The sequence below is a fragment of the Nocardia sp. JCM 34519.1 genome, assembly GCF_020361265.1.
Taxonomy (GTDB): Bacteria; Actinomycetota; Actinomycetes; order Mycobacteriales; family Mycobacteriaceae; genus Nocardia; species Nocardia arthritidis_A.
Window position 1 is genome coordinate 614,305 of sequence record NZ_JAIRBR010000002.1, and the last position, 14,031, is coordinate 628,335.

Here is a 14,031-nt window from a genome sequence, read left to right on the forward strand (position 1 = left end):
CGGTCATGTTCGCTGAGTGCGAAGTGGGCGATCGGCGGCGGTTTCGCGAACCCTTTCGCGCGCGGCGGCGCTCGGTAAGATCGGGGCGTTCCGAGCAGGAGGTTCCACTTTGCCGCCGTTTCTCTGGGAGCAGCACTGCTGCCTGCCGCTACAGCCATCGGCGCGGATCGCGGAACTGGCCCGCTATCCGCTCGGGTCGTATGTATCGGTGAACATCGGGTATTCGCCGCAGTCCACCGCGGATTCGGTGGCGCTCGCGCAGCGGTTCCGGCAGGACGCGGTGGCCGACGGAAGATTCCAATTGGTCGGCGGGCCAAGCGATCTGCCGCCGGGCAAGATCACCCTCGCCTTCGATCTGGAGGATTGCGGGCCGTTGGCGGGCAAGCTCGACAACGTGGAGATGTTCCACGGACTGGGCCTGCGCTCGCTGCTACCCACCTACAACTACGCCAACGCGGCGGGCGGCGGCTGCCTCGACACCGAGGACACCGGGCTCACCGGGTACGGCCGAGACCTGGTGGCCACGCTGAACGAGATCGGCGTATTCGTCGACGGCTCACACTGTTCGCGCCGCAGCGGTCTGGAGATGTGCGAGCGCAGCGTGCTGCCGATGATCTACAGCCACTCGAATTTCGCCGCGCTGTGGGACCATCCGCGCAATATCACCGATGAGCAGGCCCGCGCCTGCGCCGATACCGGCGGTGTGATCGGCATCAACGGCGTCGGAATCTTCCTGGGCCACAACGCTCCCGAGGAACGCGCCGAACGGGTGGCGGCCATGGCGGCGCATATCCAATACGGCGTCGAGTTGGTCGGCATCGATCACATCGGCATCGGCTCCGACTTCTCGTTCGACGCCGACGATTTCAACGACGAACTGCGGAACAATCCACAGGCGTACTCCGAGGCGATCACCAAATGGGGCCCACTGCAATGGGTTCCCCCGGAAGATCTGCTCGGCCGCGGCGGCTTTCCGGGCCTGGACGAGGCGTTGGCCGAGCGCGGCTTCAGCGCGGGCGACCGCGCTGCGGTCTTCGGCGGCAACTTCGCCAGGGTGGCCCAACAGGTTTGGCGCTGAGCCACCGGGCTGAGCTTCGCGGCGGTCCTGCGCGCTGCGGCCGAGCTGTTGCAGGCCGCCGCGTCGGCGGCATTCGCCGCCGCCTTCGATGTCGCGGGCTGGAACTATCCCGCCGTGACCTTCGGATGCACCGAGGCCTTCGTCGTCGCGCAGGCGGTTTTCTACGCGTGGTGGCTGCGCCGGTTCCGGTACGGTCCGTGCGAATGGCTGTGGCGGTGCGCGACCTGGCTGACCCTCGTACCCATGCGTCATCCGGTCCAGGCCCCGCGCTGACCCGGATCGGGTGTGGCCCGATCCACAGCGGGCCGGGGGACCGGTGGGTGGAAGCCATCCGACAGAGTTAGGCTCGGACATGTGACTTCCCATTACGACGTAGTCGTTCTCGGTGCCGGTCCTGGCGGTTACGTCGCCGCCATCCGCGCGGCACAACTCGGCCTCCGTACCGCGATCGTCGAGCAGAAGTACTGGGGCGGTGTGTGCCTCAACGTGGGCTGCATCCCTTCCAAGGCCCTGCTGCGCAACGCTGAGCTCGCACATATCTTCACCAAGGAAGCCAAGACGTTCGGCATCTCCGGTGACGTCAACTTCGACTTCGGCGCGGCGTTCGACCGCAGCCGCAAGGTCGCGGACGGCCGGGTCAAGGGCGTCCACTTCCTGATGAAGAAGAACAAGATCGACGAGTTCGACGGTAAGGGCACCTTCGTCGACGCGAACACCATCTCGGTCGCGCTGAACAGCGGCGGCACCGAGACCATCACATTCGACAACGTGATCATCGCCGCGGGCACCGTCACCAAACTGCTGCCCGGCACCTCGCTCAGCGCCAACGTGGTGACCTATGAGGAGCAGATTCTGACCCGGGATCTGCCGGGTTCGATCCTCATCGTCGGCGCGGGCGCGATCGGCATGGAATTCGCCTACGTGCTGAAGAACTACGGCGTCGACGTGCGCATCGTCGAATTCCTGGATCGTGCGCTGCCGAACGAGGACGCCGACGTCTCCAAGGAGATCACCAAGGCGTACAAGAAGCTCGGCATCACCATCACCACCGGTGCGGCCGTGCAGTCCATCGAGGACGACGGCGCCAAGGTGACCGTGTCCATCAAGGACAACAAGACCGGCGCGCTGGAGACGGTGACGGTCGACAAGGTGCTGCAGGCGGTCGGCTTCGCCCCGCGCATCGACGGCTACGGCCTGGAGAACACCGGCGTGGCCACCGAGCGCGGCGCGATCGCGATCGACGACAATATGCGCACCAACGTGCCGAACATCTACGCGATCGGCGATGTCACCGGCAAGCTGCAGCTCGCGCACGTCGCCGAGGCGCAGGGCGTTGTCGCCGCCGAAACCATCGCGGGCGCGCCGACGGTGACGCTGGGCGACTACCGGATGATGCCGCGCGCCACCTTCTGCCAACCGCAGGTCGCCAGCTTCGGCCTGACCGAGCAGCAGGCGCGCGACGAGGGCTACGACGTCAAGGTCGCCACCTTCCCGTTCACCGCGAACGGCAAAGCGCACGGCCTCGGCGACCCGACCGGTTTCGTCAAGCTGGTCTCCGACGGCAAGTACGGTGAACTGCTCGGCGGCCACCTCATCGGCCCGGACGTCTCGGAGCTGCTGCCCGAGCTGACCCTGGCCCAGAAGTGGGACCTGACGGTGAACGAGCTCACCCGCAATGTGCACACCCACCCGACCCTCAGCGAGGCGCTGCAGGAGGCCTTCCACGGCCTCGCCGGGCATATGATCAACTTCTGAGCACGGCTCGATCGGGGCGGTGGCTCAACCGAATAGGTTGGGCCGCCGCCCTTTTCGTTTACGGCAGCATTCCGTACGCGTGCGTCGGGGTGAACTTCACCAGCGCCCTGCGGTCTCGGACCATCGCGTTGCGGTATTCGTCCCAGTCCGGATGCTCGCCGGAACCCGCGCGGTAGTAGGCGATCAATTCCTCGACCGTCGCGTCATCGGGGGCGGCGGCGACCGGCGTCAGCTCGACGTCACCCTCCAACACCGCGTACGCGTAGAAGTCCGCGCGGGTGACGTGCAGCGCGGCCCACGGATCGCGCACCAGGTTGTGGTACTTGGCTCGGTCGGCGGTGATGGAGATGCGGATGATGCCGTCGTCGCCGATCACGTGCAGCACATTGGACAGCTGCGGGCGGCCGTTGCGGCGGATGGTGGTGAGCACCGAACGGCGCTGTTCGCGCGCGAAATCGAGTGCGGTCGTAATGTCCATGGCCGTATTCAACCGGCAGCGGCGGTCCGGCCTTCCCCGTTCGCCGTTGGCGTGTCCCGGGTTTGGCGGACGGCCGCGGCGCTCACCCGGAACATCACCCATTCGAGCGGGCCGCGGCCGAGGAATCGGCGCCACAGCAGTGCGAACAGCGCGGCGATGACGATCGAGGTCAGCAGGAAGCGCGGATCGTCCTCCGGCTCCCAGAGCGCGAGCGAAACAATGTGTGCGGCATAGACGGTGAGCGGCATGGCTCCGATCGCAGTGAGCGGCAACATGATTCGATGTAGCACCGGTGGAAGGTGAAGCAGCGCGCCGAGTATCGCCGCCGCGACACCGACCGAGCCGACGATCTCGAACGTGGTCCCGGAATGCGGCTCTGCGTTCAGCAGAGTAGTGAAACCGGGATTCGGCGGCCGAGAAGTGCCGGAGAGCGATGATTCGTCTCCGGCGAGGTAACTCGCGGGGTGCCACAGCCAGGTGGCCAGCCACGCACACCCGTAGCCGAGGAGTGCGGCGGCCGATCCGCCCAACAGCAACCGTTTTCGGGTCGATGCCGCGCTCAGGTCGCTGCGCCCGATGGCCAGGCCGACGAGGACGAAGGCCACCCAGATAGCGGCGGGATATACTCCGGTGATCCCGAGACTGACGATTCCGCCTGTGGCACTTGCGCTTTCGGGCAGCGCGCCGAGCAGCCGCCACACCAGCACCGGGGTGACCGACGCCCAGATCGCCGCGGCCAGCAGGAGCCTGTGCGGCCGCCAGGTGAGCAACGGCACCGCGAGCACGAACATCACCGCGTAATACTCGAGGATCACCGCGGCGCTCGGCGCGGTGGCGGTGAGGATTCCGCCGAGCAGGAATAGCAGGCAGGCTCGCACGATGACGCGCAGCCGCGCCGCAATCAGATCCGGTCCGCTCGGCGGCCGGGTCCGTCCGGTCAGCAGCGCCAGCGAAACCCCGCCGAGCACCGCGAACAGGATCGATGACCGTCCCGAAACGACCGCGTACCAGTGGCCGGGATCGGACCAGGTGAGGTCGGTGAGGTCGAGTGTGTGCGCCGCGATCATCCCGATGACGGCGAGTCCGCGGGCGGTGTCGACGGCGGAGATCCGCGTGGGGTCGACCGCGGCCGTCGACATGAACCTTGTCCACCGCCGCGAGGTCGGTAGGAGGGTTTCGGCAGCCATGCCGAGCACTGTGCCCGAGTTCGGATTAAGGAATCGTGAGCGTCATTCTCGGCGGTAGGCCGCCTGGGCCGCGCGCACCTGGTCCATATTCTGTTCGACGACCACGATGAGCGCCTCCAGCCGTTCGGCCACCTGGGCGCCGAGGTCGGTGAGGGTGTATTCGACGCGCGGCGGAATCGTCTCGTGCACCTCGCGGTGCACCATGCCGTCGCGTTCCAGGGCCTGCAAGGTCTGCGAGAGCATGCGTTCGCTCACACCGTCGACCCGGCGGCGCAGCGCGCTGAACCGGTAGGGGCCCTCGCGCAGCGCGACGAGGGCGAGGATGCCCCAGCGGCTGGCCACATTCTGCAATACCGGCCGTGACGTGCAGTTCTTTGCGAAAACATCGGCTTCCAGCGCGGGGTCGTCGGCCTCAATCGGCAGGGTGCGCTGTGTGCTCATGACATCGATAGTACCCAACTTGACCAAAGTGGTTCCGGAATGCATAGTGCTTACGAATAGTTAGTACTAGTCGAACCGTCATAAATCTGGAGGATGTCATGACCGTCGCAGTCACCGGAGCCAGCGGACAGCTGGGTCGCCTGGTCGTCGAGGCGTTGTTGCGCGAGGGAGTACAGCCGGTCGCGATCGTGCGCGATCCGGCGAAGGTGGCCGATCTGGCCGAGCGCGGCGTCGATGTCCGCCAGGCGAGCTACGACGACGCGGCCGCGCTGGATCGGGCGCTGGCCGGTGTCGATCGGCTGCTGCTCGTCTCGGGCAATGAATTCGGAGCCCGAGTGGCCCAGCACGCCAATGTGATTCGCGCCGCCGAGCGGGCCGGGCTCGAGCTGCTGGTCTACACCAGCATTCCGAAGGCGACCGAGAACCCGCTGATCCTGGCGCAGGAGCATATCGGCACCGAGGCCGAGCTCGCGAAAACCACTGTGCCGCACACGATTCTGCGTAACGGCTGGTACTGGGAGAACTACCTGGGCGGGCTCGCGCACGCCGTGCAGACCGGCGTGCTGCACGGTGCGGCCGGAACGGGCCGGGTCGCCGGCGCGGCCCGCGCCGACTACGCCGACGCGGCGGCGAAGGTGCTCACCACCGACGGCCACGCGGGCCGGATCTACGAACTCGGCGGCGACCAGCGACTCACCTATGCCGAACTGGCGCAGGAGATTTCGCAGGCCGCGGGCAAGCAGGTGCGGTACGAGAACCTGTCCGAGGCCGATTATGCCGCAGCGTTGAAGGCTGCGGGACTGCCGGACGCGTACGCCGAGGCGCTCGCCGACGCCGATGCGGGTATCGACTCCGGAATCCTCGATGTGGACTCCGGTGATCTGCAGAAGCTGCTCGGCCGTCCGTCGACCCCGGCGGTCGAGGTGTTCCGCGCCGCGCTCGGCTGATTTCGATCGACGAAAACCGTTACACCGCAGCGAGGTTCCTGCACGGCAGGGGCCTCGCTGCCGTCGTCCGTGCGCATCGATCAAAATTCTGTACTATGTATGGTGTACTTTGTACAAGAAATTTTCGAAGAGACCCGGCTTGCCGGGGAGGGTGAGGCATCGAATGCGCATTGTTGACAGCACCGTGTCGTTGACCGTGGACGACGTGGCCGCGACCAAAAGGTTCCTCGTCGACCTCTTCGGCTACGAAGAGGCCATCGCGGCAGACGGTTTCGTATCGTTGACCCACGCCGATCGCGCCGTCGGCATCGCCATCCACCGCCGCGGTCTGGCGGTACTGCCCGAGGAGCAGCGCGACGTCGCGACCCGCGGTATGGCCCTTGCCTTCACCGTCGCCGATGTCGCCGCCGAGGAGGCCCGGCTGCGCTCGGCGGGCGCGAACATCACACTGCCGCTGATGGAGCAGCCGTGGGGTGAAAAGCTGTTCCAGGCCACCGATCCCAACGGCATCGTGGTCGAAGTACTCGAATGGACCGAACCCGCGCCGCGATAGCGCGGATTCCCGGGCCGAGGTGAGGAGGATGCGGTGGCGGGCGAGCCCAAGGAACGCAGCGGCTCCGGCGATCCGGTGCGCACGCTGGAATTGCTGTGGCGGGTCGAGCGGAATCCGAAATCCGGTCGCGGCCCCAAACAGCGCAGCAGCGTCGACGCGGTGATCGCCGCCGCCATCGGAATCGCCGACGCCGACGGCATCGGCGCGCTGACCATTCGGGCGGTGGCCGCGAAACTCGGGCTCACACCGATGTCCACCTACACCTATGTGCCGGGCAAGGCCGAGCTGGTGGATCTGATGCTGGACGCCGTCTACGGGGAAATGCCGCGACCGAGCATGGACGGAATGCCGTGGCGGGAGCGGGTCGCGCTGATCGCCGCGGCGAATCGCGCGCTGCTGACCCGCCATCCCTGGGTGGCCTACCTGCCGACCACCCGTCCGCCGCTCGGCCCCGGTGTCGCCGCGAAATACGAATACGAGCTGCATGCCTTCGACGGCCTCGGCCTCGACGATGTCACCATGGACGCCGCGCTCACCCATGTGCTCGGCTTCGTGAATTCCGTCGCGCGCATCGCCATCGATTCCGCCGCCGCCGTCGCTGACAGCGCCATATCGGATGACCAATGGTGGGAGCGGGCCGCGCCACTGCTCGCGGAGGTCATTGATCCCGCGGCGTATCCGTTGGGCGCGCGGGTGGGCGCCGCGGCCGGAAAGGCGTACGGCGGTGCGTACAGTGCCGATCACGCATACGAGTTCGGTTTGGGGTTGGTGCTGGACGGCCTCGAAAAGCTGATCGAAAAGCGTTCCCCCGGAACGTGATCGGCTCTCGTCGGTGCGGAAACTATTGGTATGCGGTCAGATTCCGTCGCGCTCGATGCGCAGCGCGGTGATGGTGGACGCCAAGCCCTCGTATTGATTGATCAGCAGTACGATTTCGATGAGCATGCGCTCGTCGTAGTGTGCGGCCAGCTCGGCCCAGGTGGCATCGTCGATATCCCGGGTGCCGACCAGCTGGTCGACGGCGGTGAGCAGGGCGCGGTGTTTGGCCGACCATTCCGGGGCGGACGGGCCGGTGCGCAACCGCTCCAGTATCTCCTCGGTGATCCCGGCGCGCTTGCCCAGCCGGATGTGATGGTCCATCTCGTACGCGCATTCGCGCAGATGCGCGACGCGAATGATGACCAGTTCGGATTCGTGCCTCGGTAATTTGCCGCCCGGCATCAGCCTGCCGGAGAAATGCAACCAGCCGCGGAACAGGCCGCCGGTGCGGCCGAGCGTACTGAACAGGTGCGCGTCGTCGGTGCCTATCGCGCGCGAAAGTACTTGCCACACAGCCCAGTTGATCGGTCCGAGCTCCCGGAGCCGACCTGGTGCGATTCTTGGTTGCCGCGTCGAAACCATGTCAGTACGCCTCTTTCGCGTTCACCGCGCCTGCGCGCCGGACGAAATCACGTCGAGCGGCGGAGCGTCCGCCGCAGAATCGGAGCCTACCCGGTGGCCGGTGAATTACGAGCCGCCGAGGTTCGCGGCGGTCTGTCCGGCGGCTCCGCTCCGAATTACCCGCGCACACCGGAATTTCCATCGTTAGGATCAATTTCGTGAGTACACGGGTCACTCACCGGGGACGGGCCGACTCCGCAGCAACCGAACCGCCGACCGCCGAGGCGTTTCTCGCGGCCTACAAGTCCGGCCGGAATACGCAGGGAGGCGGGCGAACATGCTCGTGCGGGTGAAGCCCGGAGCCGATATCTCCGGCGCGGAGCAGGAATTCGTCGACTGCCTGCGGAAATATCCCACTCCGGCATTGGCGCTCATCGATCTGCGGGTCGGCGACAACCGAGGAACACGGCGGGTGGACGCGGTGGTGTTCACTCCCCGCGGGCTCACCGTATTGCATGTGCTCGGCTTCCGGCGCAGGCAGAGCGGCATTCTCAATATCGCCGCCGACGGTGCGTGGACGATCAGCGACACCCCGGCCGATCTGGACGACACCCGCACCGGCAGCCCCACCGACGAACTCGAGCAATCGGTCTTCGAGGTGCGCAGCGCGCTCGAACGGGCGCTGCTCGACCCTGGACATGTATGCGGTGCGGTGGTGCTGGTGCCGTTCCGCGGTGTCGTGGTGCGGCCGGCCCGCACCAACCTGCGGCCGGGGCTGGATGTGGTGGTCGGCAATGTCTCCGACGCCACCGATCTGCGCATCTATCTCGAGGGGTTCTCCGCCGGACCGCGCAACTGGACCGCCGATCGCGTGGTCTCGGCGTGTAAAGCGTTGGGGCTCAGCGGCGATGCGCCTTCGCGCGATGAACTGATCGCGGACGGATTCGAGACCGTCGCCCCCGAATCGCCGACTTCCATTGCGCGTGAGGTGAAACCGCGCGAACCTTCGACACCGCGACCGCCGTCCGATGCGCAGCGCATCCTGTCCTGGCTGATTACCGGCGTCGCCGTGGTCGGCCTGCTGATCATGGTGGGCGTCGTCGCGATGGCGCTGGCCACCGATACCGCCCATCCCGCGCCGGAGCGGACCAGCGTCGTGCCGAGCCCGACACCGTCACCGGCGCCCTACCGGCCAGTCCAGTGCTGGCCCTTCCAACCCGGTTGCTGAATTCGGCAAACGCGCGGCGGCCTACGGTTGCGTAGCGGGATGACGGTGCGGCAGTCTTCGTTTGTACGACGTCAAAAACACCGAGGAGGACCCGTGGGTCACTACAAGGCGAACGTCCGGGATATCGAGTTCAACCTGTTCGAGGTGTTCGGGCTGGACAAGCTCCTCGATGCGGGTGCCTACGGTGATCTCGACTCCGACACCGTGCGGGAGATCCTGGCCGAGGTGAAGCGGTTGGCCGAAGGCCCGGTGGCCGACTCGTTCGCGGCGGCCGATCGCGAGCCGGTGATCTTCCATCCGGAGACCCACTCCATCTCGGTGCCGGAACCGCTGCGCAAAACCGTCGAGGCGGTACAGGAGGCGGGCTGGGTCCGGCTCGGCCTGCCCGAGGAAATGGGCGGCACGCCCGCGCCCAACGCCGTCGTCTGGGCGGTCAACGAGTTGATCACCTGCGCGAATCCGTCGGCCAGCTTCTTCAATATGGGCGGCGTGATGTCCGCGGTGCTCTTCGAGGTCGGTAACGAGCAGCAGAAGCATTGGGCCACAGCGGGTTTGGAGCGCGGCTGGCAGGGCACCATGGTGCTCACCGAGCCGGACGCCGGTTCCGATGTCGGCGCGGGCCGCACCAAGGCGATTCAGCAGGAGGACGGCTCCTGGCATATCGAGGGCGTCAAGCGGTTCATCTCCGGCGCCGATGTCGGCGATACCGCCGAGAACGTCTTCCATCTGGTGCTGGCCCGCCCGGAGGGCGCCGGGCCGGGCACCAAGGGCCTATCCCTGTTCTATGTGCCGAAATTCCTCTTCGATCACGAAACGCTCGAATTGGGCGACCGCAACGGCGTTTACGTCACCAATGTCGAGCACAAGATGGGCCTGAAGTCCTCGCCCACCTGTGAACTCACCTTCGGCGGCGGCTCGGTGCCCGCCAAGGGCTGGCTGGTCGGCGATGTGCACAACGGCATCGCGCAGATGTTCAAGGTGATCGAGAACGCCCGAATGATGGTCGGCGTAAAGTCTTCCGGCACGCTGTCGACCGGTTACCTGAACGCGCTCGACTACGCCAAGCAGCGGGTGCAGGGCGCGGACCTGACCCAGATGGCCGATAAGGCCGCCCCGCGCGTTCCCATCACCCATCACCCGGATGTGCGCCGCTCGCTGATCACGCAGAAGGCGTACGCCGAGGGCCTGCGCGCGGTGTACCTCTACACCGCGGCCCATCAGAACGCCGATGTGGCACAGCTGGTTTCGGGCGCGGATGCGGAATTGGCGCATCGGGTGGACGATCTGCTGCTGCCGATCGTGAAGGGTGTCGGCTCCGAGCGGGCCTATCAGCTGCTCACGGAATCGCTGCAGACGCTCGGCGGTTCGGGTTATCTGCAGGATTATCCGATCGAGCAGTACATCCGCGATGCGAAGATCGATTCGCTCTACGAGGGCACCACCGCCATCCAGGCGCAGGATTTCTTCTTCCGCAAGATCATTCGGGACAAGGGCGTCGCCATCGGGCACGTCACCGGACAGATCGGTGCCTTCCTGGAGACCAAGACCGGTCGCTTCGAGGCCGAGCGGGAGCTGCTGCGCACCGCCCTCGGCGACGTGCAGGCGATGGCGGCCACGCTGACCGGCTATCTGATGGCGGGCCAGCAGGATCCGAAGGAGCTGTACAAGGTCGGGCTCGGTTCGGTGCGCTTCCTGCTCGCCGTCGGCGATCTGCTCATCGGGTGGCGGCTGCTGGTGCAGGCCGAGGTGGCCGCGACGGCGCTCGCGGCGGAGCCGGAGGCGAAGGACCGCGCCTTTTACAGCGGAAAGATCGCCGCCGCAAGCTTCTTCGCCAAGAACGTGCTGCCGGAGCTGGCCGCGGTCAAGGGCATTCTCGCCGCGATCGACAACGACATCATGAACCTGGACGAGGCGGCGTTCTAGTCGCGCGAATAGCGTTATTCCGCAAGCAGTTTGAGTACGACCGGACGGGAAAGCGTGCCGGATACCCGGCGCGCCAACTGATTCGCGCTCGCACCCGCGGCATTGGCGGCGCGCAGTGCGGCGGCGAGTTCGTCGCGGGCCGCGTCGGCGGCGGCCTGGGCGAGGCGGAGTCGCTCCGCGGCGCTGTCGACCGCGCTGGTCATATCGTTGACCGGTGCGCTGTCGGCCGCCGAATCCGGCTCGGGTTCCGGTGAATTCGGGCTGTCCCCACCCTTCGCGGGTGTGAACAGCGCCGGATCGCGCATCGCGGCCCTGGCGAATTCCTTCATGAATTCCCGGGTGGCCGCCTTGTCATCGGCGGCGCTGGGGCCGAGCAGTAGCCGGACCACCTGCGGTATCGCGAGATTCCAGTTCGACAGCCCGCACAGCGCGAGCAGCAGCAGGCCGCCGTTACGCGGGTCGACGCCGAATTGTTTGCTGGCGCTTGCGAACTTCTGCTGGTAGTGCCGGGCGCGCTTGCCATCGATATCGTGCGCTTCGTCGTCGCCGCGATGCAGCGCCTCCCACAGCATCAGGCGCATCAGCTGTGGATGCTTGCTGTGGTAGTCGAAATGTTTGGCGACGTACTCACCGGGATCGGTCTCGGCCAACGGGTTGACCATCTCCATGAACTCATCGATGGTCTCGATCAGGATCACGTCGAACAGCTTGTCCTTGCTGCCGAACAGGCCGTAGATGCGCTCCTTGTTCACCCCGGCCGCCTCGGCTATCCGATCGACTCGCGCACCGGCCAGGCCGTATTGGGCGAATTCGTCGCGTGCGGCGCGCAGCAGCGCCTGCCGCGTCGCATCACTGCGCCGTGTGCTCGGCGCGGCCTCGGTGGTCATGGCATCGACATTACCATCGCATAAACCAACTATTTGGTTGACAACCGAACGGTTGGAACCCTAATGTTCTCCGCATGGCAACGCAGGCAATCCGACTCCCGGCCGCACCGGCCGGAGTTTCCGGCACGAGCGCGGCACGCCGCGCACACACCGGCCGCACGCTACCCGTCCTCGTACTGTCCGCACTGCTGGCAACCGGTCAGATGTACGTCCCGATACCGCTTTTCAGCGCCATGAAGGCCGACTGGAATGTCGGCTCCGGCGTGATGACCTGGATCATCAGCGCCTTCGCCTTCGGCTACGCCGGTGGGTTCGTCCTGTTCGGCCCGCTCTCCGATCGCTATGGACACCGCAGGGTGCTGATGACCGGAATGCTGGTCGCCGCGGTGGTTACCCTGTTGACCGGCCTGGCGTTCAGTGCGCCGCTCGCGGTCGCATTGCGGGTGGTGCAGGGGCTGGTCGTCGGGTCGATTCCGCCCGCGATCATGGCCTACGTCGCCACCCGGATCGCCCCGGCACATCGCGCCGTGGTGACCATGTCGGTGGCCACCTCGTTCCTGGCCGCGACGGTGATCGCGCAGATCGTCTCGCAGACGGTGGTCGCCACCTTCCCCTGGCGCACCGTATTCATCGGCTCCGCAATCGTTTTCGCGGCACTGGCCCTCGCCCAGCGCGCGGTCATGCTCGACGACGAGCCGACCGGCACGGACAAACCGCTGCTGCACAGCTATGCCGCCATCCCGGCGGTGCTGCGGATCAGGGCGCTGCTGCCGATGCTGGCGGCGGGTGCGCTCAGCATGTCGGTGATGGTCGGCGTCTACACCGGCATCGAGCTCACCGGCCTGGTCAAGAGCTCCGGTGAACTGCTCACCCTGCGGGCCGGTGCACTGCCCGTCATGGTGGCGCTACCGCTGCTCGCCGTGCCGCTGTCCCGGCTGACGAAGCCGGCGCAGATCGTGCTCGGCGTGCTGGTGGCCGCCGCCGCGATGGTCGTTGCCACCTTCGAGGGCACGCACCTCGGGGTGCTGACCGTGCTGCTGGCCGTCATGGTCGGCGGGCTCGGCACCATCGGGCCCGCGGTGTTGCAGAGCGCGGGCGAGCTCGGCGGCGAATCCCGCGCCGCCGCAACCTCGGTCGCCATGTTCAGCTTCTACGTCGGCGCCACCCTCGGCCCGATCGTCGCGGCGGCCGCTGCCCCGCACGGCTTTTCGATCCTGGCCTGGACGCTGGCGCTACTGTTGGTCGCGGCGTTCGCGCTGACGCTGGTCGGCATGCGCCTGCAGCGGAGAGCGATACCGGCCGCCTGAGCCACCGGCCGAACCGGCTGGTCGACGAATGACGAAGGCCCGCACCGGAACACAATTCCGGTGCGGGCCTTCGTCATATTGGCCGATTCCGCTCAGTCGTGGCAGAGCGCGGTGTGGCAGAAAAGATGGGGATCGCTTTGCTGCGCAGACATGACGGCGTTCGTCAGCAGTGGGGGTACAGGGCGTTACGCGGGTAGCAGCCCGGTATGGACGGTGGATCGGACCGCTGCGGTTCGATGTAGTCCCAGCGGTCGGGCACATCCGAATTGGGGATGGCCGCGCCGATTCCGTAGCCGATGAGGCCGCCGATCAAGGCTCCGCCCAAGAAGGTGACGATGACGAGCGGACCGCCCAGGATGCCGAGCATGCCGATGATGGCGCCGATGAAGCCGCCGAGGGCGGCCCCGCTCCAGGAGCTGCGCTCTTTGGGCGAGCTCTGGTGCCAGACGCCGATCGGTTCGGCCGTGAGATGGGTGCCGGTCGCGTCGACCTGTGGCCGCAGGTCGACGGTGCCCTGCTCGAATTCGATGCTCAGCGGTACGCTCGCGACGACCGCACCCGTCGGATCGGTGATGTTCAACGCGGATTCGGTCACCGTGAATGTGCCGCCGGACAGGTTGGCGGCCAGGCTCTTTCCGTCGGCGGATCGCGAGATCTCGAAGGCGACGCCGTGTTCGGCGCCGTGCACCGTATACGGAACCGCGTCGGTCGATCCCGGTGCCGGGTCGGCATGTGCGACGCCTCCCGCGATGCCCACGGCCGCGATGGTGAAGATAGCCGCTGCGGCAATCTTCTTGACTCTCATGGTGATCCCCTGGTTCGACGCATCATTGCCCGCGTGGGATCATAAGAGAGAGAAGTGTTTTC

15 protein-coding genes are annotated in these 14,031 nt (G+C 66.6%); 9 read left to right on the plus strand and 6 right to left on the minus strand.

Features of this window, described 5'->3' with window-relative positions; translation table 11 throughout:
* The first annotated feature begins 109 nt into the window (after positions 1-109).
* The 3 genes from LGY53_RS09120 to lpdA all read left to right on the plus strand — a co-directional run bounded on the left by LGY53_RS09120 (position 110) and on the right by lpdA (position 2,833).
* Positions 110-1,078: a dipeptidase gene (locus LGY53_RS09120; RefSeq protein WP_225726180.1), complete on the plus strand. Its 969-nt coding sequence runs from the start codon at positions 110-112 to the stop codon at positions 1,076-1,078.
* Between the two features lie 48 nt (positions 1,079-1,126).
* Entirely contained in the window at positions 1,127-1,351 is a 225-nt protein-coding gene (locus tag LGY53_RS09125; protein WP_225726181.1) for a DUF418 domain-containing protein, read from the plus strand.
* 81 nt (positions 1,352-1,432) lie between these two features.
* Complete coding sequence (lpdA, locus tag LGY53_RS09130) at positions 1,433-2,833, plus strand: dihydrolipoyl dehydrogenase (RefSeq protein WP_225726182.1); 1,401 nt, start codon at positions 1,433-1,435, stop codon at positions 2,831-2,833.
* A gap of 58 nt (positions 2,834-2,891) precedes the next feature.
* On the opposite strand, the gene LGY53_RS09135 is transcribed toward lpdA, so the two are convergent.
* From LGY53_RS09135 to LGY53_RS09145, 3 genes are read right to left on the minus strand one after another with little or no spacing between them, the layout of a single operon-like run.
* On the minus strand, positions 2,892-3,311 hold the full coding sequence (locus tag LGY53_RS09135) for a PPOX class F420-dependent oxidoreductase (RefSeq protein WP_225726183.1): 420 nt from the start codon (positions 3,309-3,311) through the stop codon (positions 2,892-2,894).
* Between the two features lie 8 nt (positions 3,312-3,319).
* The gene (locus LGY53_RS09140) at positions 3,320-4,498 is read right to left on the minus strand and encodes a heparan-alpha-glucosaminide N-acetyltransferase domain-containing protein (RefSeq protein WP_225726184.1); all 1,179 of its coding nucleotides are present in this window, start codon (positions 4,496-4,498) and stop codon (positions 3,320-3,322) included.
* Positions 4,499-4,540: 42 nt separating this feature from the next.
* Positions 4,541-4,939, minus strand: coding sequence for a helix-turn-helix domain-containing protein (locus LGY53_RS09145; protein WP_225726185.1), 399 nt, complete (start codon positions 4,937-4,939; stop codon positions 4,541-4,543).
* A 98-nt stretch (positions 4,940-5,037) separates the two neighbouring features.
* Between LGY53_RS09145 and LGY53_RS09150 the strand changes: the two genes are divergently transcribed.
* From LGY53_RS09150 to LGY53_RS09160, 3 genes are all read left to right on the plus strand, one after another.
* Positions 5,038-5,886, plus strand: a complete 849-nt coding sequence (locus tag LGY53_RS09150; protein ID WP_225726186.1) for an SDR family oxidoreductase — start codon at positions 5,038-5,040, stop codon at positions 5,884-5,886.
* 163 nt (positions 5,887-6,049) lie between these two features.
* Positions 6,050-6,439 carry a VOC family protein gene (locus LGY53_RS09155; RefSeq protein WP_225726187.1) on the plus strand — a complete coding sequence of 130 codons (390 nt, stop codon included), beginning with the start codon at positions 6,050-6,052 and terminating at the stop codon, positions 6,437-6,439.
* A 33-nt stretch (positions 6,440-6,472) separates the two neighbouring features.
* Positions 6,473-7,258 carry a TetR/AcrR family transcriptional regulator C-terminal domain-containing protein gene (locus tag LGY53_RS09160; RefSeq protein WP_225726188.1) on the plus strand — a complete coding sequence of 262 codons (786 nt, stop codon included), beginning with the start codon at positions 6,473-6,475 and terminating at the stop codon, positions 7,256-7,258.
* Positions 7,259-7,294: 36 nt separating this feature from the next.
* Here LGY53_RS09160 and LGY53_RS09165 read toward each other — a convergent pair whose 3' ends face one another.
* Positions 7,295-7,840 carry a carboxymuconolactone decarboxylase family protein gene (locus LGY53_RS09165; protein ID WP_225726189.1) on the minus strand — a complete coding sequence of 182 codons (546 nt, stop codon included), beginning with the start codon at positions 7,838-7,840 and terminating at the stop codon, positions 7,295-7,297.
* Positions 7,841-8,156: 316 nt separating this feature from the next.
* Between LGY53_RS09165 and LGY53_RS09170 the strand changes: the two genes are divergently transcribed.
* Together LGY53_RS09170 and LGY53_RS09175 are read left to right on the plus strand one after the other, a co-directional pair.
* Positions 8,157-9,047 (plus strand): nuclease-related domain-containing protein, encoded by an 891-nt coding sequence (locus tag LGY53_RS09170; protein WP_225726190.1) that lies wholly within the window; start codon positions 8,157-8,159, stop codon positions 9,045-9,047.
* 93 nt (positions 9,048-9,140) lie between these two features.
* A complete protein-coding gene (locus tag LGY53_RS09175) occupies positions 9,141-10,970 on the plus strand; it encodes an acyl-CoA dehydrogenase (protein WP_225726191.1) in 1,830 nt (609 codons plus the stop codon).
* A gap of 14 nt (positions 10,971-10,984) precedes the next feature.
* Here the strand turns inward: LGY53_RS09175 and LGY53_RS09180 are convergent, their stop codons facing one another.
* Complete coding sequence (locus LGY53_RS09180; protein WP_225726192.1) at positions 10,985-11,857, minus strand: TetR/AcrR family transcriptional regulator; 873 nt, start codon at positions 11,855-11,857, stop codon at positions 10,985-10,987.
* Positions 11,858-11,931: 74 nt separating this feature from the next.
* On the opposite strand from LGY53_RS09180, the gene LGY53_RS09185 reads away from it, so the two are divergent.
* Complete coding sequence (locus LGY53_RS09185; protein WP_225726193.1) at positions 11,932-13,164, plus strand: MFS transporter; 1,233 nt, start codon at positions 11,932-11,934, stop codon at positions 13,162-13,164.
* 163 nt (positions 13,165-13,327) lie between these two features.
* On the opposite strand, the gene LGY53_RS09190 is transcribed toward LGY53_RS09185, so the two are convergent.
* Positions 13,328-13,969 (minus strand): hypothetical protein, encoded by a 642-nt coding sequence (locus LGY53_RS09190; protein WP_225726194.1) that lies wholly within the window; start codon positions 13,967-13,969, stop codon positions 13,328-13,330.
* Positions 13,970-14,031: the final 62 nt, after the last annotated feature.